Source organism: Clostridium septicum (genome assembly GCF_003606265.1).
GTDB classification, from domain to species: Bacteria; Bacillota; Clostridia; order Clostridiales; family Clostridiaceae; genus Clostridium; species Clostridium septicum.
This window is the reverse complement of record NZ_CP023671.1, coordinates 840,828-866,698: the sequence shown is the minus strand read 5'-3', so window position 1 is coordinate 866,698 and position 25,871 is coordinate 840,828. Positions and strand designations below refer to the sequence as shown.

Here is a 25,871-nt window from a genome sequence, read left to right as displayed (position 1 = left end):
AACATCAATTGACTATTTAGATTTACAATAATATAATGTGGGTGTATTAAGGCGTGTTACTATAACATAGGCATAAGCTGAAAGATGATTAATGCAAGGGAAGAGGAGAAAGTTATGAAGAAGGGGAAAATTATATCAATTTTAACAGCTGCTATGGTAACTAATTCAATAATGTTAGGAATGGGAGTTTCAGCAAAAGATACTTTAAATGAAGTAGAAAAAATTGTTAGCAATATGACTTTAGAGGAAAAAGTAGGTCAAATGTTAATGCCTGATTTTAGGCAGTGGAAGTTAGAAGGAGAAGAGAAGGCAAAGGATTTTACTGAAATAAATGAAGAAGTATCAAATATAATAGATAGATATGATTTAGGTGGAGTTATATTATTTGCACCTAATGTTAAAACAACAGAGCAAACAACTAAATTAGTTCATGATTTGCAAAATGTTGCTATAAATGATAAGGATGGTAACTTACCACTATTGATTACAATAGATCAAGAAGGAGGAATAGTTACTAGGTTAGGAACAGGAACGAATCTTCCTGGTAATATGGCACTTGGGGCAACAAGAAGTGAAAAAAATGCATATGATGCAGGGTATGTAATAGGAAGAGAGCTAAATTCTCTTGGTATAAACGTTAATTTTGCACCATCATTAGATGTTAATAATAATCCTAATAATCCAGTTATAGGTTTAAGATCTATATCGAGTAATCCAGAATTAGTAGGTAAGTTAGGCGTAAATATTATTAATGGTATTCAAGATCAAGGAGTATCAGCAGCAGCAAAACATTTTCCAGGACATGGGGATGTAGCAACAGATTCGCATACTGGTCTTCCAAGAGTAAATAAGAGTATTGATGAGTTAAGAGTAAATGAACTTAAACCATTTAAAGATGCAGTAGATAATGGAGTAGATATGATAATGACTGCACATATTCAATTTCCACAAATAGAAAAGGATAAATATATATCAAAGGCAGATGGAAGCGAAATTGAATTACCAGCAACATTATCAGATGACATAATAGAAGGTTTGTTAAGAAAAGATATGGGATATAACGGTGTAGTTATAACAGATGCCATGAATATGGATGCTATATCAAAGAATTTTGGTGAATTAGAGGCAACAAAATTAGCAATTAATTCAGGAGTGGATATAGTACTTATGCCAACTATATTAAGAAGTAATGAAGATTTAGGAAAACTTGATGGAATAATTAATGGTGTTATTGATGCTGTAAATAATGGAGAGATATCAATTGATGAAATAAATGATTCTGTAGAAAGAATTGTTAAATTAAAAATAGATAGAGGCATAATGAATATAAAAGAAGATAATAGAACTGTTGAAGAAAAGATAAATAATGCTAAAAAGATAGTTGGTTCTGAAGAAAACCGTAATATTGAAAGAAGAATATCATCAGAGGCTATAACTGTTGTTAAAAATGAAAAAGACATATTACCAATAAAGGCTAAAGAAGGAGAAAATGTACTTCTTTTAGCACCGTACAATAATGAATTACCAGGAATGAAATTTGGTATTAATAGATTAATAAGTGAAGGAAAGATGAATTCTATTAATATAAATACTCATTCATATAATAAAGAATCTGAAATAAGTGACGAACTTAAAGCTAAGATAGATAAAGCAAATTATGTAGTTATATTAACTGAAATGGGAAATGTATCTCATTTGGCACCAACACATTGGTTAACTAAAACTCCAAGTGAAGTAATAGATTATGCAAATAAATTAAATAAAGAAGCTATTGCAGTAAGTGTTGGGAAGCCATATGATGCAGGAATTCACTCAAATGCTAAAACTCAACTAATAGCATATGGATATAAAGGAATGGATCCAACAGAGGTAGATGGAGGGCTAACGCCAACAGAAGCATTTGGTCCTAATATTCCAGCCGCTATGGAAGTGATTTTTGGAGGAGCTGATGCTGAAGGGGTACTTCCAGTAGCTATTCCAGTTTTAGAAAATGGAGCCTTCAGTTTAGAAAAGAATGTATATGAATATGGTTTTGGAATAACTAATTTAACTGAAAAAGGTATAGCAAAAATAGAAATACCAAAGGAAGTAATCTCAGGAGATGAATTTAAAGCAAAAGTTAATATTTCTGATATAGAAAGTTTAAAATCAGAGAAATATGAAGTAAATATTAATTATAATAATGATGCATTTGAAGTTGTAAAAGTAGAATCAGTAGATAAAAATACAAATATTACATCAAGTAGCATTGAAGGGGACAAAATCAATATTAACTTAGAGGATTTAGAATCAGAAGGAGAGGCTAAAGATAAAACAAAAATACTTCTTACTTTAAAATCTAAAATAAAAGAAGGAGAAGTAAATGTTATAAATGGATTAAATATTATAGACAAAAATGACAGAGATTTTAAAACAACTCTTGAAAATAATACGATTATAGTTAATAAGTTAATTATTGAAAATCCTGGTAATGATGAGAATAAGGGCGAAGAAGATGGGGATAAAAATGGAGAAAAACATCAACAAGTTAAACCAAATGGCAAATTACCTATAACTGGAGGAACAGCAACATCAACAGTATTAGGTTTAGGACTAATATCATCCTTATTAGGAACATTATTTATGAAAAGAAATAAGAAATAGTAATTAGATCAAATAAACCAGCATTAAATTTGTGCTGGTTTATTTTATTTTTTAATATTTTAATAAAAATAGGAAAATTACTTTTAACTTTGTGGATAAATCGTTAAAATATGTTTATAACAATAATAAAAAGTGAGGTAAGGAAATGTATTTATCTAAATTTACAGATTACTCATTTAGAGCATTAATATATTTAGCAATTAATAAAGATAGGTTATGTACAGTTGAAGAGATTGCAAGTAATTTAGAGATATCAGAAAATCATTTAAAGAAAATAATTCACAAGCTAGCAAAAACTGATTATATAATTTCTATAAAAGGGAGAGCAGGCGGATTAAAATTAGGACTTGAACCAAAAGATATAAATTTAGGAGAAGTTTTAAAAGTTACAGAAGATAACTTAAACATAGCTGAATGCTTCAATAAAGAAAAAACGTGTCCATTTATAAAAGGTGGATGTAAGTTAAAGGGAATTATGAATATATAATTAAAATCATTTTTAGAGGAATTTTCAAAGTATACATTAGAGGATGTCTTATAGATGCCACATAATAATTATTCAGAAATAAAAAAAGAGACTAAAGGTCTTATAATAGACACATATAAGAATTTTACATTTAACATAAAACCCTTAATATACTTTGAGCTTACATATAGATTAATAAGTACATTTTTATTTATACCAATAAATATGTTTATTATAAATAGATTTATGGGACAAATTGGAGTAAATAATATAACAAACAAGGATTTTCTTAAGTTTGGATTAACAATTAAAGGAATAATATATATAACTATGTTAGTTATAGTATCTTTTATAGCTATTTTTATAGAGATGGGGGTTTTAACCTATATATCCTCAAAATCTTATAAGAAAGAAAAGGCAACTTTAATGGAGGCTATCCTAAATAGCATAAAAATAGTTCCACAAACACTAGGTTTTAGTATGATTTTTATAGTTTTAGTGGCTGGGGTTATAGGTCCACTAACAGGAATTGGACTTTATAGTTCATTGATTAAAAAATTAAGTATACCATCTTTCATTACTATTGAGCTTTTTAAAACAACTGGAGGAACTATTTTTTATATTGCTTTTATGATTTTAATAGTAATACTATTTTTAAGATGGGTTTTATCAATTCCAGCAGTAATTATTGAAGATAATAAACTAAAGACGGCAATTAAAAATAGCATAAAGATATATAAAGGAAGTAAATTCAAAATATTTGGTTATGTAGTAGCATGGATTATTATAACCTCTCTAGCTACAGGAATTCTATTATTTTTATATATTATGCTTGGTGAATATATAATAGAGTTATTAGGAAGCGAAAGTATTATAAGTGGAATATTTATGGTATGTTATATATTAATATTTTATATTGCCTATATTATAGCTTCTCTTATAAGTATTCCTTTATTTATTTCATTTACAGTAGAGCTTTATTATAAATATAGAAATTATGAAGTTTTAGAACGTAAATTTAATAGTATAGATATTTATAAAAACAATAAGTTTATAATATTAATACACTCAAAGAAGAACATAACAAAAAGAGTGATTGTAGGAATTTTTATAGTAACTGTTACTTTAATTGGAGTCAATACAATATTCTTTAGAGTAGTAGGTAAGGAAACTCTTGTAACAGCTCATAGAGGAAGCACCATGAAGGCTCCTGAAAACAGTATATCGTCAATAAAACAGGCTATTTTCGAAGAAGCAGATTATGCTGAAATAGATGTTATGACTACAAAGGACAATATAGTAGTTTTATTTCATGATCTTACATTAAAAAGAATTAATAAATCCAATCTTGCAATTAAGGATATGACTTTTGAGGAAACGCAAAAAGTAGATAATGGATCATATTTTAGTGAAAAATTTGCAGGAGAGAAGATTCCAACTCTTGAGGAAGTTTTAAAACTAGCAAAAGGAAAGATAAAGTTAAATATAGAGCTAAAACCAATGCAAGAAAATGAAAAATTAGCAGAAGAGGTAGTAAAGCTTGTAAAGAAATATGATATGGAAAATGAAGTTGTTATAACTTCATTAAATTATGATATACTTCAAGAAACAAAGAATTTAACTAACAAGATTCCTGTTGGATATATATTAATGGCAGGGGTAGGTGATTTAACGAAGCTTAATGTAGACTTTTTAAGCGTAGAAAAATCAGTTCTTAAATCAAAACTAGTTTATGCTATGCATGCTTTAAATAAAGAGGTTCATGTATGGACAATAAATGATATAGACGAAATAGAAGAGGTAATATCATTAGGAGCAGACAATATAATTACAGATGATGTAGAGTTAGTTGAAGAGATAAAAGAAAGTATAAAAAATTCAGGAGAAAAAGATTATATAACAATATTTTATGAAACAATAAATACAATATTAAAATATATAAAGATATAGAAAAGGAGCTATCTAAATTTTTTAGATAGCCTATTTTTATTCTATAATAGACAATAAATTAAATGTAATATCATCATTACTCCAACCTAAATCAAATGGAAATTTATATTTATCTATAGAGTTTGAATTAACTAAAGGATATCCTTTGTTGTCAAAGTCAGTAACTATAGCTGTATGTTCTATTGAATTATTTATGTTGTAAGATATTAAATCTCCATGTTGAAGGTTATTAAAATTACTCATAAGATTTTCAAAATTTCCTGAATTTATTAAAGTACTTCGTTTAGTTGATAGTAGATAATTTATTAACTTATCTGAATTAATCCAAGTTTCACTTGCAGTAGGAGGCTTAGAATGTTTAGTTTCATATAGCCATATTTTATCTTGCTTTAATTTTCCACCTTCATTTTTATCAGATAGACACTGAGATATAAAATTTGTACAATTACCACAAGATGCAGTATAAACATAATAATTATTATTGTAGCGTGAATTATTATCATTGGCCCATGATATTCCACAATACTTATTGGCATAATTAACAGCAGCTTTTCTATCATAGAACTTGTTAGTATTAAATTCTAAATTATTTCTATTAAAATTAACATTATAAGCTTTAAATTTAGTTAAAGGTATTTGTTTTTCAGTAAGATCAAATTTATAATCTTTTAAACCTTCTTGGAAACAATCTAAATAATAATCTTTTTGAACAATAAAGGAATTTCCCATCTTTTTTAAATCCACATTGTGAAGTAATGAAACGCCAAATTCATTATTTATATCAGGAGTATCTTTATAAAAATAATCAAATTTATATTCTTCCCTTAAAACAATAGAATAAGTACTATTATTTATTTTAATGTCCCTAATTTTAGGGGTGGAGCTAATATTTGAAAAGGATATATTTCTTTCATTAGCCCAATCACGCAAATAAGCAATTCTTTTAAACTCATGAAGAAGAGAATATTTACTGTAGGTATGAGAAGTATCATAAAATTTATATAAGTCTGCAACATTTCCAGTTAAAAAAGCTTTATTACGAGTAGTAAATAATTCATTAAAAAATTTTATGATTTCATCTTCATTAGGTTCTTCGCCATCAGTTATGAAAGTACCTACATTAGTTGTAGCTTCATATTGAATATTTTCTTCAAATTGGCAAGATGGAACTAAAATTAAATTATTAGTTCTAGATAATGAGTAAAAGAAACTAATAAATAACACTAATATTAAAAATATATTTAAAAATATAGAAAAAAACTTCTTTTTACTTTTAAAAAACTCTATTAAATCTTTAAACCAAAGTCTCATTTTAAAATCCTCCTTTGAAGAATAATTTATAAGAATAGTATGTGCATTAGAAATAGAAATATTTATATAAGTTTTATATAGTTTAAATAATATATTTTAATTAAGATTAGTAATTCGTATTTATCTTCAGAAATTCAAGGGGAAGAGGGTAGCATAGTAATAGATAAAATAAATAAATTTAATAATGTAAAAATAGTTTATAGAAAGGGTGAAATTGAAGAAATATCAAATCCACAAAAAGTAGATGATATGTGTTATGAAATAGAAGAATTTATAAATTTAATTTTAAACAAAAAATTAGAATCAGAAGTGAATTCATTAGAAAATTCTAGAATAGTTATGAAAATAATGGATGAAGCCCGTAAACAAATAGGATTAAGGTATATAGCGGATTAGAAGAGTTAAGTATCAAGTTGACAGAAAAACGTATATAATATATAATTACTACACAAGATAGAAACAAAATTGAATAACGATGCGTTAAACTTAATTTTTAACCTGGGGGCGTTTTGGCTTCGACGGGGGTAAGATGGGTTTGATAAGCGGGTGGAGGCAAGCATGTCACCTCCTTAATAAAGTATGCATTAAAGATAAACGCAGAAGACAATTTTGCATTAGCAGCTTAATATAAGCTACTCATCAGTCCGGGATGCCCACGTCTCGGGTAGCTGGTGTCATAGAGTGGGAAACGAAGTCTAACAAAGCTTTGAGTTAGAGGGGTATTTATGAAGCTAGGAAATAGGAAGTTTGTTTGTGAGCAACCTAGGACCGAAACCTTAATCACAAACTACACTCGTAGAAATTCAGATTGGTCTACTTTCGGACAGGGGTTCGATTCAGAAAGAGTCGCCTTAGAAAGTGATTTCTAAGTGATAACCTAGCTTTATCGGTGAAACCGTAGCAAGTAGTGTTGCCGGCAATACCGAGAGGTATGTAGAGAAATCTAACAGCCTTGTATCGACTTATAGGTTCCTAAAGCTTATAGCAAAGGAATACTAGGATAGAAGATAAAAACTAAACTAAGCTTCTATAATACGCTAGGTAGCTTAAATAATAATTTAAGTTAAAGATATAGTCAGTGCCATTTTAGAAATAATGGATGCACATGACCCCTCGCCTCCACCAATAAATCAACGAAAGATAAAACTGTACACTATAAGTGTGCAGTTTTTTATTTTATTATAAGGAGTGATAATATGATTAACCAAAGCTTTGTACAAGCTATAAATGAAATTAGTTAAAGTAGTATTTGATTCATATGAAAAGGGAAGAATTACAAGAGTTTGCGTACCATTTGATTACGGACCAAGTAGACGATATAGAGATGGAGAAAATAGATATCATTTTTATGATTTGGATAGTCCATTAAGTAATCATAATTTATCTATATTACCTCAACAAATAAAAAGTATTGAAATACTAAATGAAACGTTCTGTCCAGAAGATTATGTCAAATGGACACCAAGTTGGTTTTTAAGTAGAGATTGGGGAATCTATTCATAAAATTGTATAGTATAGGGGAAAGAAATGAATTTATTAATAAAAAATTGTAATAATATTGACTTAGCTAATATTGAAATAAATGAATACGAATTAAATATAAAGTATGGAATAAATGGAACTGGAAAAAGTACTATATCAAAAGCAATAAAATATTGTATTGAGAATAAAGAAAAATTAATTGAATTAAAACCATTTAAATATTTAAATGGTGGAGAAGAGGTTGCGCCTATAGTAGAAGGGCTAGAAGGGATTAATACAGTAAATATTTTTAATGAATAATATGTTAATCAATATGTTTTTCAAGAAGATGAGGTATTGAAAAATAGTTATGAAGTTTTTATAAAGAATGAAGAATATGATAATTTAATGAGTGAAATTGAAAAGCTTATCAAAGAGGTTAGAGATACATTTAATAAAAATCCGGAGTTAGATAAGTTAATTCAAGACTTAAATACTCTAACAGAATGTTTTGGAAAGTCTAGTAGTGGGTATTCAGCAGCAGGAAGTATAGGAAAAGGATTGAAAAATGGTAATAAAATAATACATATTCCTGACGGTTTAGAAGAATACGGTGATTATATAAAAAGTGATGTCAATTCTAAATGGATAAAATGGCAGGTTACTGGTAAAGAATATTTAGATATTAGTTGTAAATGCTATTTTTGCACAACTGATATTACTAGTAAGAAAGAAAAAGTTCTAAAGGTAAGTGAAGAATATGATTCCAAATATATTGAACATTTAAATAAGGTTATGGATGTGTTTAATAATTTGAAATTATATTTTACAGATGAAACCAATAAAAAGATAAGCGAAATAACCCAAAGTATAAGTGGACTATCGAGTGAGCATATAAACTATTTAAAATTAATTAAGTCACAAGTTAATATTTTACTAGAAAGATTTAATGAATTAAAAAATTTAAGTTTTTTTTCTTTAAAAGATGTTGATGAAATAATTGAGAAAATAAAAAGATATAGAATAGAGTTGGATTTCTTACCAAATTTAAACACTGGTTTTACAGAAGAAAAAATAGGAAAAATAAATAATTCATTAAATGATCTTATTAATAAAGCCGGGATATTAAAAGGAAAAATAAATAAACAAAAAAGTTTAATTTTAAAAAGAATAGAAAAATATAAAAAAGAAATAAATAACTTTTTAAAATATGCAGGCTATAAATATGAGGTAAATATAGAATCTAAAAATAATGAGTATAAGATGGTATTTAAACATAAAGATTGTTGTAAAGAATTAAATAATGCAAATTTATATTTAAGTTATGGGGAAAAAAATGCCTTTGCTTTAATTCTATTTATGTATGAAACTTTAAATAAGAAACCAGACCTGGTAATTTTAGATGATCCTATTTCTTCGTTTGATAAGAATAAAAAATATGCAATAATAAATAAATTATTTAAAGGAGAAAATAGTTTTAGAAACAACACTGTATTGATGCTAACTCATGACTTTGATCCCATAGTAGATATGGTGAAAAATTTTAGATATAAGTTTAATGAAATTAAAACTAATGCATATTTTATATCAAATAAAAATGGAGAGATTATTGAGAAAGAAATTTGCTATTATGATATTAAAACATTTATTGAAATAGTGAAAGAAAATATACTAAGACTAGATAATAATATTAATAAGTTAATATATTTAAGACGATTATATGAAATTAATGATTCGAAGGGATTAGAATGGAACTTACTATCAAATTTATTTCATAAAAGAAAAGAACCTATCACTGATAAGAAAATAAATGGAATAAAGAAAGAGGTTTTAATGGAGTATAATGAAATAGAAGAAGCAACATATAAAATAAAAGAGTTTATAAATGATTTTGATTATGATACTGAATTAGATAGATTATTAAGTAATGAGATTCTAATAAATGCTTATATTGAGTCGAAAAATAATTACGAAAAGCTTCAAATTTTTAGAGTTATTAAAAATGAAAATAGCTCTAATGATATAATAAAAAAATTTGTAAACGAAACTTACCATGTAGATAATGATTATTTATTTCAATTAAATCCATTTGACTATGAAATTATACCAGACTACATTATAGAAGAGTGTGATAATGATTTAATAGATAGTGGCTTTAGTATAGAAGAAAGGTCTTGTATTTTAGTATGATATAAAATTTAAAAGTTAAATGGTGGATTTGAAAGGTCATGTATTGCCTTCACCAAAAAATCCACGACAGAAATGTCGTGGATTTTTATATTTAAAAATTAATTAATAGTATAATTTGTGATAATTAATTCAGGGTAATTTTCACGTCCTTTTTTTTGATTACTTCCGCTATAAGGAATATTTATATGTGTGATATTAAAATTTGAGAAAAGACATTTAATAAAGTAATCATCATTTATTGATAATAAAAATTTTCCTTTTATGTTTTTACATAGATTACTTAAATCAGAATAATCTTTGTCTGTAAATTTTCCAACAGGATAAGATGAGCGAGAAGTATCTCTATAAGGTGGGTCTAAGTAAAAAAATGTATTTTCAGTATCATAGTATGACATTATATTTCTAAAATCTTGGCATTCAATAGTTACTTTTAATAGGCGGTTATGAGCTTGTACAATATCATTTGGAAGCTTGTCCAATCTTAGGCGGCTTACTCCTTTTGATTTACCAAAACCGCATCCACCACCATCTGGTAAGCTTGCGCCAATTCCAGCCTTTAATAGATAATAAAGAATATGAGCTTTATTAACATTATCAAGATAAGTTTTATTTTTATAAATTTCCTTATAATTATTAAAGATAGAGCGACTAATTACTTCATATTTAAAACTATCAATAAATTCATTCTCTTTTTCTTTAAGTACCATCCAAAAATTGCTTAGATTTTCATCCAAATCATTAATTACTTCCCAGTTAGAAGGGGATTTTGCAAACAGTAACCAACCAGCACCACCGAAAACTTCAACATAACCTTCGTGAGGAGGAATTAAAGGTAGAAGGTATTTTAGCGATTTAGATTTTCCACCAACCCATTTTATGGGGCTACGCATATTTATCACCAATATAATTATTTTATCTATAAAAGATATTAAAAAATAAATAAATTTATGAATAATTGGAATGATAAGTATATATTTTTCTTGGGAGTGAAGCTAAATGATAGATGATATAATACAAATATTTAAGGACAATCAAAATAAATGGATGACTTATAAAGAGGTATTTAATGCTTTAAATGAAAGAAAATTTAATTGGGGATCAAATATAAAAGGATCAATAGGTCATAAAAATATAGTATCAAGAGAATTATCAGAAAGGCATAGGGATAAATTTGAAATAGATAAAAGGTTTAGACCACAAAAATATAGATTAAAAAATTTTAATAATAAAGAAATTGAAAATGAAATTTCTATTGATTTAGATATAAATGATAATGATGGAGAAGATGAAATAACGGAATTTGTACTAGATATAGATAATTTAGAGTTTAAAGAATATGATAGTCCCAGTGGTATAGAAATAAGAGAACCATCTGTTAAAATAAAAGAAAAAGGTAGAAAAATTAATTATGATAAAAAGAGTAGGAGAAATAAGAAAAAAGGAGATATAGGCGAAGAGGCTGTTGTTTTACTTGAAAAAAATAAATTAATGGAGTTAGGGAGAGTAGATTTAAGTGAACAAGTTGAATGGGTATCTAAAGAGAAAGGTGATGGATTAGGATATGATATTATTTCGTGGAATGTTAAAGATGGAGAATGGAATAAAATATATATAGAGGTAAAAACAACAGAAGACAATATAAATACACCTTTCGATATAAGTGATACTGAAGTTAGAGTATCTGAGATGCTTGCAGAAAATTATTATATTTATAGAGTTTTGGGAATAGGAAGTGTGATAAGTACTATAAAATATTACACAATAAAAGGTTCTGTTAAGGATAACTTTAATTTAATTCCAATTTTGTATAAAGCATATCTTAAAACTAATGAGAATACATAAACTATATAGTTAATTATATTAACAATTTTAGGCTATATAAATAAAGTTTAAATAAGATATATTTGTTAAAACATTACATTTATTATACAATTAATATAAAATTTAATTAAATAAGGGACAGTAGATAGATTTGTGTAAAAACAAATCTATCTACTGTTTTTTTGTATTAACTAAAAGATGTAAAACAATTGATGATGTTATGGGTAGAAATGAATTAATACAAAGATTAGTTAAAGATATTCTTGAAAATATATTACAAGGTAAAATGGAAGAACATCTAGCAAGAAATAAATATAAACGTGTAGAAATAGTTGATCAAACTAAGAAAAACTATAGGAATGGTTATAGTATCAAGAATTTAAGAAGTTCCTTCGGTTACGTCGACCTAGACGTACCCCATGATAGAAATGCTGAATTTGAACCGCAAATTATAAAAAAATATGAAACTGTATGTACTGAATTAGATAAAAAGATTATATCTCTATATGCGAAAGGCATAAGTACAAGTGATATTCAAACAGAAATTGAGGATATATATGGAATAACTATATCACCATCAATGGTATCTAAAATAACAGATAAAGTATTAGCTAGCGCTACCGAATGGCAAAATAGAGCTTTAGATAAAATATATCCTATAGCTTATTTATATGCTATGCATTTTAAAGTTAGAAGTAACGGGAAAATAGTTAACAAAGCTGTTTATATTTGTTTAGGATATACAATGGAGGGATATAAAGATATTTTAGGTATATGGGTTGATGAAGCAGAAGGTGCTAAGTTCTGGTTAGGAATTTGTAATGACTTAAAAATAGAGATGTTAAAGAAATATTAATTGCATTATGAATGGACTAAAAGGATTACCACAAGCTATTAAAACAGTATTTCCATCAGTAAATATTCAAACATGTATTGTTCATCAAATAAGAAATTCAATAAAATACATATCTTCAAAGGATAAGAAAGCATTTATGAAGGTTTTAAAGGAAGTTTATAAGGCAGCAACTGAGGAACTTGCGTTAGCGCAGCTAGATAATTTAAAAACCTTATGGTGTGATAAATATGGTATAGTTATAGACTCTTGGTACAATAATTGGAGTAATCTATCAAAATTCTTTGAATTCTCTCCAAGTATAAGAAAGATGATATATACTACAAATGTGTTAGAAGGATTTAATCGTCAAATACGTAAATTTACTAAGGTTAGAGTAATTTTTCCAACTGATGAATCTTTAAATAAGAGTGTTTACTTAGCTACAATGGAGATAATTGAAAAATGGAGTCAACCTACTCCAAATTGGGGTGCTACGTTAGCGGAGCTATCAATAATATTTGAAAATCAACTAAAAGATGAATTAGCTTAAAAGCTTGTACTTTTTATAAATTTTATGTATACTATTCGATTTTATTGAAATACTAAAAAGGTAATAAAAAACATTATTAGTATTTCTTAAATATAAAAAAATATTACTGGAAATAAAAATTTCCAGTAATATTAAAACAACAAAAATAATAATAACACAAAACTATCTAGTCTCTCTCATATAAAAAAGCTCACATAATATGAGCTTTATTTTATTTCTCTAAATCGTCTATAAAAGTAATATTTTTCCTTTAAAAGTTCTTCAGAATATCTACCATTTCTAGGCGTTAAGTTTTTATATTCTTCAATTATCATTTTAGCTCTTAATTTTTTTGATTTTATAATTAAATAGGGATAAACATCTTTAAGTAAATTAATAGCATTATTATAGTTAACAACAAATGTATAGCAATTTTTATGTTTTTCTATATTATAATTAGTCTTTTTTGTTATTTTTCCAAATCCAATAGTTGCTTTTAAATATTCAAGTAATTCAATAGTTGTAGAAGTAACAGATATAACAGGAGATGGATAATTATTTTTATGGATTTTTTCTAGCATAATACTTCCTTCGCCATCTATTATTCCAGCAATATAAGATTTTTCTATTTCATTTATAAAATCACCTTCTTTAATTTAGATTTTTGAGATTATCAAAAAATAATATAATTAATAAATGAAATTTGTTATAGCATTTAATGATATATAATTAGTATTTAGAAAAAGATTTTAGAATATGTAAATATAGATAGTAAAGTTAATGGTATTTATTTAAAGAATATATGCTATAAAGGTAGTAGTATGACTTTTTAATAGGATAGTATTTCTTTTTATATAGTTATGTAAAATAATTAAAGTATATATTTCCTTTTAGTATGTTTGAATAAAAATCAACTTAAAATACTAAAAATTTAAAGATATATGTTTACTAAATAAAGTAATATAAAATTTATTATTAATTAAATTATAATCAACAACAAATTGAATTATGGCTTAGAATATCAAGGGTTATTAAATATGATAAAGAAAAAGGCTAATGGGGTAGAAATAGGTCAGCCACTAATAAATATACTGCAAAAGTGCTCCAGCAATAACTTGTTTACTTAATTTTCACGCAAATAACAATTTATAGATATTTCTAAAATAATATTAAAATTTCAATGAATACTTTACAAATGTTTAGAAGGAATTTATAATTAATATGTTTGCAATTGTGACGAAAAATGTCTATTGATATCGATATTATTAACAGATTATAAAGTATAATTATAAAAAAATTTAAAATTTTATTTTAAGAACAATCTACTAAAAGTAAAGTGTATTTAGTGTAGTGTATATGGAACATGATAATACAAAATTTGTACTATTAAGAAGGAGCAGTAAAATGAAATATATTATTGGAATTATAGGATTAGTTGTTGTTTTAGCACTTGCGTGGATTGGAAGTAGTGATAAGAAAAAGATAAAATATAAGCCAATTATTGTAATGCTTGTTTTACAATTTATATTTGCATTTCTTTTACTAAATACTCAATTAGGAAACTGTTTAGTAAGCAGTATAGCAAATGGTTTTGATGTGTTACTTAAATGTGCTGGAGAAGGAGTAGATTTTGTATTTGGTGGATTAGTTAATAATGAACAGTTCTCGTTTTTTATTGGCGTTCTTCTACCAATAGTAGTTATTTCTGCTTTAATAGGAATTTTACAACACTTAAAAATACTTCCTTTTATAATGAAGTATATAGGTTTAGTTTTAAGTAAAGTTAATGGCATGGGTAAATTAGAATCTTATAATGCAGTAGCATCAGCTATACTTGGACAATCTGAAGTATTTATTTCAGTAAAAAAACAACTTGGTTTATTACCTAAACATAGATTATATACTCTTTGTGCATCAGCTATGTCAACGGTATCTATGTCTATAGTTGGTTCTTATATGGTGCTTTTAGAACCTAGATATGTTGTAACAGCACTTGTTTTAAACTTGTTTGGTGGATTTATTATATCATCAGTTATAAATCCGTATACTGTAACAGAAGAAGAAGATATTTTAGTAGTTCGTGAAGAAAAGAAGCAAACATTTTTTGAAGTTCTTGGAGAATATATTTTAGATGGATTTAAAGTAGCTGTTATAGTAGCTGCTATGTTAGTTGGATTCGTAGCAATAATTGCTATGATTAATATTTTATTTAAAGGAGTTTTAGGAATTAGTTTCCAAGATATACTTGGATATGCATTCTCTCCATTTGCATTTTTAATGGGAGTTCCTTTTAATGAATCAATACAAGCTGCAAGTGTAATGGCAACTAAATTAGTATCTAATGAATTTGTTGCAATGAATTTACTAGCAAGTGAAAGTATGAATCTATCAGTAAGATCAATAGGTATTGTTTCTGTATTTTTAGTTTCTTTTGCGAATTTTTCATCAATTGGAATTATCTCAGGAGCAGTAAAAGGACTTAATGAAGAGCAAGGAAACGTAGTTGCACGTTTTGGATTAAAATTATTATATGGAGCAACATTAGTAAGTATGCTAACAGCAATTATTGTTGGATTACTTATATAAAATAAATAAAAGACATTAAAATTAGAGATTTCAATTTAGTAGTATAAAACAACATGATATGGTAAAAACAGCAATAGTATTTTAAATTATTATTGCTGTTTTTAATTATTTAATAACTAAATAATTAGCCATTTTCGTATAGAAAGAGTAGTTAATAATTTTTGTAATATAAATAGAAAATAAAAATAGGGATAAATAATAATCTTTATTTTTTTATGTATAAGTATTAATTTATAAAGAAAAAATAGAGCATATAAGGAGTTGTATAAAAATGATAGTTGAAATATGTAGAGTCTAATTAAAATCCATAATTTCTGTAAGTATATTATTTTTGCTAACTAAAATTATGAGAAAAAAGCAAATATCACATCTAACATTATTTGATTATGTTGTAGGTATTTCTATTGGTTCAATAGCTGCAGAATTTGCTGTAAATGATACAATTACATAAGGAAGGTATTGAAAATTTATCATATATCCTATTTGCTTATGTTGATAGTTCAGATAAAATTAATATATATTTGAAAAATAAAGGGGCGCCTGCTTCACCTACGCTTTAGATTTTATTATAGAACTAATATGAAAAAATCGATAATAAATATAATAGGGTACTTTATTCTTGTATTGAAGAGACAGATAGAGTTCTTTTATTTAAGAACTGTTGTAGTACAAGTGTGTATTGCATTTAGAATTGCAATTATAAAATAACTTTGTTATTTAGTTAGCTTATAAGCTAAAAAGTAATTTTTAAGTTTTACAACAGGTCAATATTTACAACAGGTCAATAAATATTTTAAAATAAAATAAATTTAAAACTAAATGAGGTGTAGTTATGAATAAGTTTATGGAGCAAGCTAAATTGATAAAGGATGATATGATAGTTTATAGAAGAACAATTCATAGTAATCCCGAGGTTGGATCAGAATTATTAAAAACAAAAACTTATGTAATGGATAAGTTAAGAGAATTTGGTTATGATCCTAAAGAAATATGTGAAAGTGGTATAGTAGCAACAATTAAAGGAAATAAACCAGGAAAAACATTTTTACTAAGAGCAGATATGGATGCATTACCAATGAAGGAAGCTACAGAATGTGATTTTAAATCAATTAATGGTAATATGCATTCATGTGGACATGATATGCATACAGCAATGCTTTTAGGAGCTGCAAAGCTACTTAAAGAAAATCAAGATGAAATAGAGGGTACTGTTAAATTAGTATTTCAACCAGATGAAGAAGGATTTACAGGTGCTAAGAAGATGATAAAAGCAGGAGTCCTTGAAGATCCTAAAGTTGATGCAGCAATGGCAATGCATGTACATTCTGGCACACCTTCAAATGTGATATTATGTGGTTTAGGCACTAGCATAGCTGGATGTAGTATATTTAGAATTGTTGTAAAAGGAACTGGATGTCATGGAGCTATGCCTGAAACAGGTGTAGATCCAATAAATATAGCTTCTCACATATACATATCTTTACAGGAAATAATAAGTAGAGAAATATCAGCTACTCAGTCTGCTGTTGTTACAATAGGTAAGTTTATAGGAGGAGATGCACCAAACATAATACCACAAGAAGTTGTTATGGAAGGAACTATAAGAACCTTAGATAAAAAAGTAGAAGAGTTCATATTTAATAGAATGAATGATATAGTTACATATACTGCTAAAATGTTTAGAGGTGAAGCAGAATTAATAAAATTATCATCAGTACCACCACTAGTTAATAATAATAATTTAGCTCATGAAATTACTGGTTATATGAAAGAATTAGTTGGGGAGAAATCAGTTATACTATTTGAATCTGGCGGAATGGGATCAGAAGATTTTGCTTCTTATTCATATGAAGTCCCAAGTCTATACGTTATGTTAGGAGCAGGTTCAAAGGAAGAAAATCCTTTGTTTGGAGAGCCAATGCATAGCGAAAAAGTTGTATTTAATGAAGAAATATTATCTACAGGAGCAGCTATGCATGCATATAGTGCTATAATGTGGTTAAAAAATAATAAGTAAATATATCTTAAGTTATTGTATTTATGTAATTTAAAAGAATGTACTTTATATTTATTATGATAACTCTAGGCAATACATTTTTGTGCTGTCTAGAGTTATTTTAATTTATAGATATGTAGATAAAGACTGTATTTATAGTAGATATACTTATGTAGATTTATGTAGAATTATGTATTTATTTGCAAATTGCAATTAGCATATTATAAATGACTCAATACATTAATATTGGTTATTTCTTAATTGTTATTACAATTTGCAAGGAGATTATTTAAATAACTATTGTTAAATTTAGGGATTAATTTTAACTAATTGTAAAGTTACGTTAAGAAATTTGAAAACGAAACGATATACTAAAATGAAACGATTTGATACATTTAGTGTAGTGTTATCTAAAGTATTAAAGGAGGAAAGTAATGAAAAAATTTTTTTACCCTGGAATTAAACTTATGAATAAATTAAAGTATTCAAAGAAGTTTTTATTAATTCAAATAATGTTTTTAATACCCATTTTAGCAGTTCTTTCCCTATTTGTTACTCAGCTTAGTAGTGATGTTAAAAGAACTAATAATCAAATTAAAGGATTAAACTATATTAATACATCAACAACATTATTAAATCATGTACAACAGCATAGAGGGTTAACAATAATGTTTTTAGATGGTAACAAGTCTGTTAAAGAAAAAATAATTGAAAAAGAACAAGAAATAAAAAAAGATATAGAATCAATAGATAATTTATATGAAAATCATAGTGATTCACTTAATACAATGAATGAATGGAGTAGTATAAAGAATTATTGGTCTTCTGTAAAAATAGATGGAAATAAATCTACAGTTAAAGAGTTAACAGAAAAACATAATGAATTAATAAATACAATACTTAATTTTAATTATGAAATTGCAGATAATTCAAATTTAATGTTACATAAAAAACTACATAAATTTTATTTAGTAGATTCAATAGTGAAAAAGTTACCAGTAGTAGCTGAGAATATGGCATTAGCTAGAGGAATTGGTTCTGGAGTTGCAACAAAAAAATCAATAACCAATGAGGAAGAGTTTAAATTATTATATTTAAATGAATCAGCTAATACTAATTTAGATGAGTCTATAAGAGGAATGGATGTGGTATATAAAACTATACCAGAGATGAAAAATAAATTAAGCGGAAAAACTACAGAGGTTTTTAATAGCTCAAAGAATTTAATTAATATAATTAATAAAGAGCTTCTACAAGCAGGTAATATAACTATTGACTCAACTGAATATTTTAATACGGCTACAACTACTGTAGAGAGTATTTATACTTTAATAAATGATGAGTCTGCAGAATTAATGAATATATTAAAACAAGATAATTCTTATTCATATAAAGTTAGATTTTTTGTTTTAGCTATTTCAATACTAACAATTCTTATTATAATTTATATATTTATAGCTTTTTATTATGGAATAAAGGGTACTATAGAATTAATTGAAGAGGGTACAAATAAAATTTCTAATGGAGAATTAGATGTACATATTGATAGTGATGCGGAAGATGAAACTAGTTTAATAATTAATGCTATAAACAATATGACAAAATCTTTTTCGGAAATTATCATAACAAATAAAAATGTTGCAAATGACGTAATTAATTCAACAGAAAACTTGGCAAAAACTACAGATCAAACAGCTAATGTTGCTAATATTATTACTAATTCTATTCAAAATATTGCAATGAAATCTGAATCACAATTACAAATGTCAGAAGAAGCTTCTATTGTAATAGAGAAGATGTCAAGAGATATAGAATATATTGCAAAAAATTCTAATGAGGTTTTAAATGCTTCAAAGCAAGCTGATGAATTTGCAGAAGATGGTAATACGTCAATATTAGAAACAATTGATATGATGAATAATATAAATAATTCAGTAAAAGAATCTAATTCAACTATTAATGCTTTAGGAAAAAGGTCTAAGAGCATAGGTGATATTATAGATACTATTACATCAATAGCAGAACAAACAAATTTATTAGCTTTAAATGCATCAATAGAAGCAGCTAGAGCTGGTGAAGGTGGAAAAGGTTTTGCTGTAGTAGCAGAAGAAGTAAGAAAGCTTGCAGAACAGTCATCTAACTCAGCTAAAGAGATTTCAGAGATAATACATTCAATACAAAAAGATAGTATGGATTCTATGAGCAATATGGACAAAGTTACAAAAAATGTTCAAGAAGGCTTAAAAGTAGTAAGCGAAACAGGAGAGGTTTTCCAAAAAATCCTATCTTCAGTAAGAAATATAACGAAACAGGTTAGTGAAGTAACAGATTTCTCTAAAAGTATATCAAATAACTCAGAAAAAGTAACAGCTACTATTAATGGAGTAAGACAAATGGCTGTTGAATTTTCAGATAATGCACAAGAAGTTGCATCAGCATCAGAGGAACAATTAGCATCTATGGAAGAAGTATCTTCTTTAGCAAATTTACTTAATGAGAAAGCAGATGAGTTACAAAAGGTTATTGAAAAATTTAAGTTGTAGACTTTTTACTATCCACTATTTTAAGGAGCTAGAGCTTTGTACTCAACAAGTACAAGCTCTGCTCTTTTGTTTTTATATTAATTATAAATTTTAATGCTAAAATTATTAAAATAGTTAAAATTATACTGAAGAAAGATTTATATAGATATGTATAAAAATCAATATAATTAAATTTATGGCTACATTTTATCTGTTTAATACTGTTTATATATATAGTTTTATAAAAATATACATAAATTTAATGTTTTTTTAGGAAGATTAATTCAAATAATAAACGAATCGATAAAAGTCGATTTATGTATAAAAATAGAGAAAAAGTCAGAAAATATAATATAATCAAATCATAAAGAACTTATTTACAAAAAAACAATTTAAAAGTATGTTATTATTTTAACATCTTAAAGAAGAGGTGATACAAATGAAAATAGCAATTGCTGGAGCTGGGGCTATGGGAAGCAGATTTGGACTTATGCTACATAAAACCGGTAATGAAGTTATCTTAATTGATAAGTGGGCTGATCATGTAAACAAAATAAAAGAAGTAGGTTTAAAGGCAAATTTTAATGGTGAAGATGTTGTTGAAAAAATACCGGCATTTTTCCCAAATGAAATGGAAGAATATACAGATAATATTGATACTGTAATATTATTTACAAAGGCTATGCAATTAGATGATATGTTACAATCAATAAAATCAATATTATCAAAGGATACTAAAGTGTTATGCCTATTAAATGGATTAGGACATGAAGATACTGTTAAAAAGTATGTGGCTGAAGAAAATATTTTACTTGGAAACACTATGTGGACAGCTGGATTAATAGGTCCTGGAGAAGTAAAACTTTTTGGGAATGGAGAAGTAGAACTTCAAAATGTATATCCAGGTGGTAAAGAAGCAGCATTAGAGGTTGTAAGTGTACTAAGCGAAGCGGGATTAAATGCAAAATACAGTGAAAACGTTAAGTATTCAATATGGAGAAAAGCTTGTGTAAATGGAACATTAAATGGAACATGTACTATTTTAGATTCAAATATTGCAAGCTTTGGAGCAACTAAAGCAACTGATAAAATAATTCGTACAATTATTAACGAATTTGCAGATGTAGCAGAAAAAGAAGGAATTATTCTTGATCGTGAAGAAATTGTAAATCATGTTAAAACTACTTTTGATCCAAATGGAGTGGGTAAACATTATCCATCTATGCATCAAGATTTAATTAAAAATAATCGTTTAACAGAAATTGATTATATTAATGGAGCAGTATGCAAAAAAGGCGAAAAATATAATGTGCCAACACCTTATTGTCAATTCTTAACTTTATTAGTTCATGCAAAAGAAGAAATTTTAATAGCACAATAAAGGTAAAGGGGATATTTAAATATGGCTGAAAATAAGAAAATTACACCTAAGGATTTTCTAAATAAAGTCCTAGCAGGAACAGCTTTAGGAATTATAGTTGGACTTATTCCAAATGCTGTTTTAGCATCAATTTTAAAATTGTTTGAACAAACAGATTTTGTAGTTTTATTAACTAGAACTGTTGTTATGTTTCAATTAACTACTCCTTTATTAATAGGAGCACTTATTGCATTGCAGTTTGGATTAAATCCAATGAAGATGGCTGTTGTTGCAGGAGCTGCATTTGTAGGTTCAGGTGTTACTATGTTCAATCCACAAATGCAAAACATGGCAACTAATGCTATGGGGGCATATGTAAGTACAGGAACTGGTGATATAATAAATACTATGCTTACAGCATCATTAGCAGTAATGTTAATATTATTAATAGGAGAAAAATTTGGATCAGTAGGAATAATATTAACACCTATTCTTATTGGTGCTGGATCAGGTCTAATAGGATTACTTATACTTCCTTATGTTAAGAGATTTACAGCACTTATAGGAAATGGGATTAATTCATTTACAAACTTACAGCCTATAGTAATGAGTATTTTAATAGCTTGCTCATTTGCTATATTAATTATTTCACCAATATCAACAGTAGCTATTGGTATGGCAATTCAATTAAATGGCATATCAGCAGGGGCAGCGGCTATGGGAGTTGCAGCAACAACAATAGTATTAGTTGTACATTCTTGGAAAGTTAATAAACCAGGACTTACAATGGCTGTGGGGTTAGGTGCAATGAAAATGATGATGCCAAACTTATTCCGTTATCCAATTATTTTAGTACCTGTTTTATTTACTGCAGCTATTTCAGCAATACCTGTTGCACTATTTAATGTTATGGGAACACCTTCATCATCCGGATTTGGATTAGTTGGACTAGTTGGACCATTAGCATCAATTAATGCAGGATTAAATATAATTGTAGCATTAATGGTATGGTTTGTTATTCCTACATTAGCATCAATTTTATCATTAGTTCTATTTGAAAAAGTACTTAAATTATATAAAAAAGAAGAAGCTTTTGCTTATCTTGGATAAAACAATAAAAGTACCAAAGTCAGAATTAATTGGCTTTGGTATTATTTTATATGAGATAAATTAAAGAAGAAAGTTGAAGATTTATAGTTTTATTAGAAATAATATTATTTTTAAAGCTCGAAAGATTTTAGTTTAACTTAGAAAAAATTTAAAGCTTTAAGATAATTATTATGTTATAATTAGTGGAAATTAAAATAAGAGGAAAAAGAAATGAATTTTAAAGAGTTAGGAATAAATGAAAATATAATAAAAATTTTAAAAAAGGCGGGGATAGCAACGCCAACTGAAATTCAAAAGAAAAGTATAAAAGAAATATTAAATGGTAGGGATATTATAGCAGAAGCACAAACAGGTACAGGTAAAACTTTAGCATTTTTATTACCTATATTTGAAAATATCTCATTATCATCTAAAGGTGTTCAATGTTTAATAATTACTCCAACAAGAGAATTAGCAATACAAATTACTGAAGAAGCTACTAAGCTAAAAGAAGGTAAAGAAATTGGTATTTTAGCTATGTATGGAGGAAAGGATATAGGAGCACAGTTAAATAAGTTAAAAGGGGATATTCAAATTATTATTGCTACGCCAGGAAGACTTCTTGATCATATAAAGAGAAAAACTGTTGATTTAAAGAAATTAAAAACTATAGTTATAGATGAAGCAGATCAAATGTTGCTTATGGGATTTAGAAATGAAATAGATTTAGTAATGAAAGAAAGGCCGAAGAAAGTTCAAACATTATGTTTCTCTGCAACAATGGATTCTTCAGTTAAGAAACTAGCATATAGATATATGAATGAACCAAAAGTTATTTCTGTTAAAAAAGAAGAAATAACCTTAGAAAATATTAGACAACAAGTTGTAGAGACTACAGATAGATTAAAAAGAGAAGCTTTATGTGAAGTCTTAGATAAAGATAATCCTTTTATGGCTATTATATTTTGTAGAACAAAAAGAAGAGCTGATGAGCTTGAGATAGTTATGCATAGAAGAGGATATAACTGTAAGGTAATACATAGTGATATACCACAAAACAAACGTGAAAGAATCATGAAGTCATTTAGAAATGCAGATATTCAATATCTAATAGCTACAGATGTGGCTTCAAGAGGCTTAGACATAGGTGGAGTAAGTCATATATATAATTATGATATTCCTGAAAAGGTAGAAACATACATTCATCGTATAGGTAGAACAGGTAGAGCTGGAGAAGATGGTTACACATGTTTATTTGTAGATCCAAAGGATGCAAGACTTTTAGGAGACATAGAAAAGGAAATAAAATTTAAAATACCAAGAAGAACTATTATAATAGAATAAATATTTTTATCTTCCCCAAGGCTAGAGCTTGGGGATTTTTTTGCTTTTTAGGAAATTATATAAATTGTGGATAACTTAATCATAATAATGATTTTAAATTAGTATGTGAACCTAAAGAATAAGAAGGTAGAGGTTTATAGAATATAATTCTACTAACAGTTAAAAATCATAGTTTTTAAAATATAATAAATATGTAGAATAAAGTCGAATATCTTTTGAAAAAGTTATTATATAAATGAAAAAAGTATATTAAGTTCAATTTAATTCATTAATTTACATGAATTATTTAATAAAATAGCATAAATTAAATTGCATTTTAGTAAATTAATATAGTATCATAATAAAATGTAAGGAAATACTAGAAAACATTAAATTTATTTTAAAAAGTTAAAATAAATAAATAATTTAATTTCTAATTTAAATAAATTATTTTATTTGATTTTAGAAATTTTGTTATTTATAATTTATAAATCACGAATTTATTAATAATAATTAAGTTGGTAAAAATGAATAATTATAAATAAATTTAATCAGTAGATTAGGGGGAGGTTTTATGGCTATAACAGTTGAGGAAGCACTAGAACTTCAAATATTAGATGGATTTGAGGTAATAGCAGGAAAAAATGGTTTATCTAAAAAAATAACAAATGTAGCTGTTTGGGATTACGAAACAGGAAGTTTGATAAAGGAAAATTTTAGAGCTGGGGATTTTGCATTAAGTACATTAGTAGCAATAAAAGATAATATAGACGAGCTATACGGAAGTGTAGAAAGAATGATTGAAGTTGGTATTACTTGTTTAGCAATTAAGAATATATATTTCGATTATATTCCAGAAGAGGTAATAAAGCTTGCTGATAAAAACGATTTTGTTTTAATGCTATTTAGGGATACATTTACAGAAGATGTAATAGTTGAAGTAAATAAGGCTATAACAATAAAAAAGCAATATGAAAATTTAGCTTTACAAATAGATAAAATATTATATGATAATTTAAATGAAGAAACTATAAAAAAACTCGCCTATAATATAAATATTAATTTTAAGGAAAATAATATTGTTGCATATTGTAAGAAGAAAAATAACAAACTAATAGGATTAAGAGAATTTTCACATGAAGAGATGCAAGATGCGTATAGTAGAGTAATTCATTATAAAGGTGGTTATTTAGTTATTAATACTTTTAATGATATAGATTCAGATGAGGTTGAAAATATTATTTTAAGAAGGTTAGAGTGGTTGGGATTTTCCCCAAAAGAGTATGTTATAGGAGTTAGTAATTTACATTATAAAATTGCTGATTTGGACAAGTCAATACAAGAAAGTTTATATGCTTTTAAGCACTCAAAAACTTACAATAAAGAAACTTCATTCTTTAGAAAAATAGGATTAAATAGAATTTTTATACCTATTTTAGATAACCCTTGGGTACAAAAATATTATAATGAAGTAATAGAGCCATTAATTCAATATGATAAAAGTAACGATACTGAACTAGTTAGAACTGCCATAAAATATATTGAAAATAACGGAGATATAAAGACAACAGCTGAAGAATTATTTCAGCATGGTAATACTGTAAGATATAGAATTGATAAAATCAACAAGATAATTAGTGCTCATTGTAAGAATGAACACTTTTATGAGGAACTAGCTGTAGGAGTTAGAATATATACTTTGCTTAATAATCCATTGTAATTTTTACAATGGATTGTGTTTTTTATTTTAAAATATTACAAAGACAATGCTATTAATAAAGGTGTATTA

Annotated in this window: 18 protein-coding genes, 1 other RNA gene and 1 pseudogene; 17 read left to right on the top strand and 3 right to left on the bottom strand. The window is 26.5% G+C overall.

Annotated elements, in window-relative coordinates:
- The first annotated feature begins 114 nt into the window (after positions 1-114).
- The 3 genes from CP523_RS03820 (at position 115) to CP523_RS03810 (ending at position 5,059) form a co-directional block, all read left to right on the top strand.
- Positions 115-2,643: a glycoside hydrolase family 3 N-terminal domain-containing protein gene (locus CP523_RS03820; protein WP_066675480.1), complete on the top strand. Its 2,529-nt coding sequence runs from the start codon at positions 115-117 to the stop codon at positions 2,641-2,643.
- Positions 2,644-2,788: 145 nt separating this feature from the next.
- Complete coding sequence (locus tag CP523_RS03815) at positions 2,789-3,130, top strand: RrF2 family transcriptional regulator (protein WP_120140501.1); 342 nt, start codon at positions 2,789-2,791, stop codon at positions 3,128-3,130.
- Between the two features lie 54 nt (positions 3,131-3,184).
- The gene (locus CP523_RS03810; RefSeq protein WP_066675475.1) at positions 3,185-5,059 is read left to right on the top strand and encodes a glycerophosphoryl diester phosphodiesterase membrane domain-containing protein; all 1,875 of its coding nucleotides are present in this window, start codon (positions 3,185-3,187) and stop codon (positions 5,057-5,059) included.
- Between the two features lie 36 nt (positions 5,060-5,095).
- Here the strand turns inward: CP523_RS03810 and CP523_RS03805 are convergent, their stop codons facing one another.
- Positions 5,096-6,370, bottom strand: coding sequence for an amidase domain-containing protein (locus tag CP523_RS03805; RefSeq protein ID WP_066675473.1), 1,275 nt, complete (start codon positions 6,368-6,370; stop codon positions 5,096-5,098).
- Between the two features lie 249 nt (positions 6,371-6,619).
- Here CP523_RS03805 and CP523_RS15900 point away from each other — a divergent pair, with 249 nt between their 5' ends.
- From CP523_RS15900 to CP523_RS03785, 5 genes are all read left to right on the top strand, one after another.
- On the top strand, positions 6,620-6,766 hold the full coding sequence (locus tag CP523_RS15900) for a hypothetical protein (RefSeq protein ID WP_162925937.1): 147 nt from the start codon (positions 6,620-6,622) through the stop codon (positions 6,764-6,766).
- Between the two features lie 112 nt (positions 6,767-6,878).
- Positions 6,879-7,209: a transfer-messenger RNA gene (ssrA, locus tag CP523_RS03800) on the top strand.
- A gap of 388 nt (positions 7,210-7,597) precedes the next feature.
- Positions 7,598-7,873: a hypothetical protein gene (locus tag CP523_RS03795; RefSeq protein WP_066675399.1), complete on the top strand. Its 276-nt coding sequence runs from the start codon at positions 7,598-7,600 to the stop codon at positions 7,871-7,873.
- A 24-nt stretch (positions 7,874-7,897) separates the two neighbouring features.
- Positions 7,898-8,152 (top strand): hypothetical protein, encoded by a 255-nt coding sequence (locus CP523_RS03790; protein WP_083089418.1) that lies wholly within the window; start codon positions 7,898-7,900, stop codon positions 8,150-8,152.
- A 36-nt stretch (positions 8,153-8,188) separates the two neighbouring features.
- Complete coding sequence (locus CP523_RS03785) at positions 8,189-10,021, top strand: ATP-binding protein (protein WP_083089416.1); 1,833 nt, start codon at positions 8,189-8,191, stop codon at positions 10,019-10,021.
- A 98-nt stretch (positions 10,022-10,119) separates the two neighbouring features.
- Here the strand turns inward: CP523_RS03785 and CP523_RS03780 are convergent, their stop codons facing one another.
- The gene (locus CP523_RS03780; RefSeq protein ID WP_066675397.1) at positions 10,120-10,911 is read right to left on the bottom strand and encodes a DNA adenine methylase; all 792 of its coding nucleotides are present in this window, start codon (positions 10,909-10,911) and stop codon (positions 10,120-10,122) included.
- A 106-nt stretch (positions 10,912-11,017) separates the two neighbouring features.
- Between CP523_RS03780 and CP523_RS03775 the strand changes: the two genes are divergently transcribed.
- Together CP523_RS03775 and CP523_RS03770 are read left to right on the top strand one after the other, a co-directional pair.
- Entirely contained in the window at positions 11,018-11,863 is an 846-nt protein-coding gene (locus tag CP523_RS03775; RefSeq protein ID WP_120140500.1) for a protein NO VEIN domain-containing protein, read from the top strand.
- 199 nt (positions 11,864-12,062) lie between these two features.
- Positions 12,063-13,227, top strand: a pseudogene (locus CP523_RS03770) (IS256 family transposase).
- A gap of 206 nt (positions 13,228-13,433) precedes the next feature.
- Here CP523_RS03770 and CP523_RS03765 read toward each other — a convergent pair.
- Positions 13,434-13,844, bottom strand: a complete 411-nt coding sequence (locus tag CP523_RS03765; protein WP_066675393.1) for an LAGLIDADG family homing endonuclease — start codon at positions 13,842-13,844, stop codon at positions 13,434-13,436.
- Positions 13,845-14,610: 766 nt separating this feature from the next.
- Between CP523_RS03765 and CP523_RS03760 the strand changes: the two genes are divergently transcribed.
- The 7 genes from CP523_RS03760 (at position 14,611) to CP523_RS03730 (ending at position 25,802) form a co-directional block, all read left to right on the top strand.
- The gene (locus CP523_RS03760; protein WP_066675391.1) at positions 14,611-15,792 is read left to right on the top strand and encodes a NupC/NupG family nucleoside CNT transporter; all 1,182 of its coding nucleotides are present in this window, start codon (positions 14,611-14,613) and stop codon (positions 15,790-15,792) included.
- Between the two features lie 832 nt (positions 15,793-16,624).
- A complete protein-coding gene (locus tag CP523_RS03755; protein WP_066675389.1) occupies positions 16,625-17,809 on the top strand; it encodes a M20 metallopeptidase family protein in 1,185 nt (394 codons plus the stop codon).
- Between the two features lie 413 nt (positions 17,810-18,222).
- Positions 18,223-20,331, top strand: coding sequence for a methyl-accepting chemotaxis protein (locus CP523_RS03750; protein ID WP_066675387.1), 2,109 nt, complete (start codon positions 18,223-18,225; stop codon positions 20,329-20,331).
- A gap of 418 nt (positions 20,332-20,749) precedes the next feature.
- Complete coding sequence (locus CP523_RS03745) at positions 20,750-21,691, top strand: 2-dehydropantoate 2-reductase (protein WP_120140499.1); 942 nt, start codon at positions 20,750-20,752, stop codon at positions 21,689-21,691.
- 21 nt (positions 21,692-21,712) lie between these two features.
- The gene (locus CP523_RS03740) at positions 21,713-22,780 is read left to right on the top strand and encodes a PTS sugar transporter subunit IIC (RefSeq protein WP_066675383.1); all 1,068 of its coding nucleotides are present in this window, start codon (positions 21,713-21,715) and stop codon (positions 22,778-22,780) included.
- 210 nt (positions 22,781-22,990) lie between these two features.
- Positions 22,991-24,103: a DEAD/DEAH box helicase gene (locus CP523_RS03735; protein ID WP_120140498.1), complete on the top strand. Its 1,113-nt coding sequence runs from the start codon at positions 22,991-22,993 to the stop codon at positions 24,101-24,103.
- 553 nt (positions 24,104-24,656) lie between these two features.
- Positions 24,657-25,802, top strand: coding sequence for a PucR family transcriptional regulator (locus tag CP523_RS03730; RefSeq protein ID WP_120140497.1), 1,146 nt, complete (start codon positions 24,657-24,659; stop codon positions 25,800-25,802).
- The last annotated feature ends 69 nt before the right edge of the window (positions 25,803-25,871 follow it).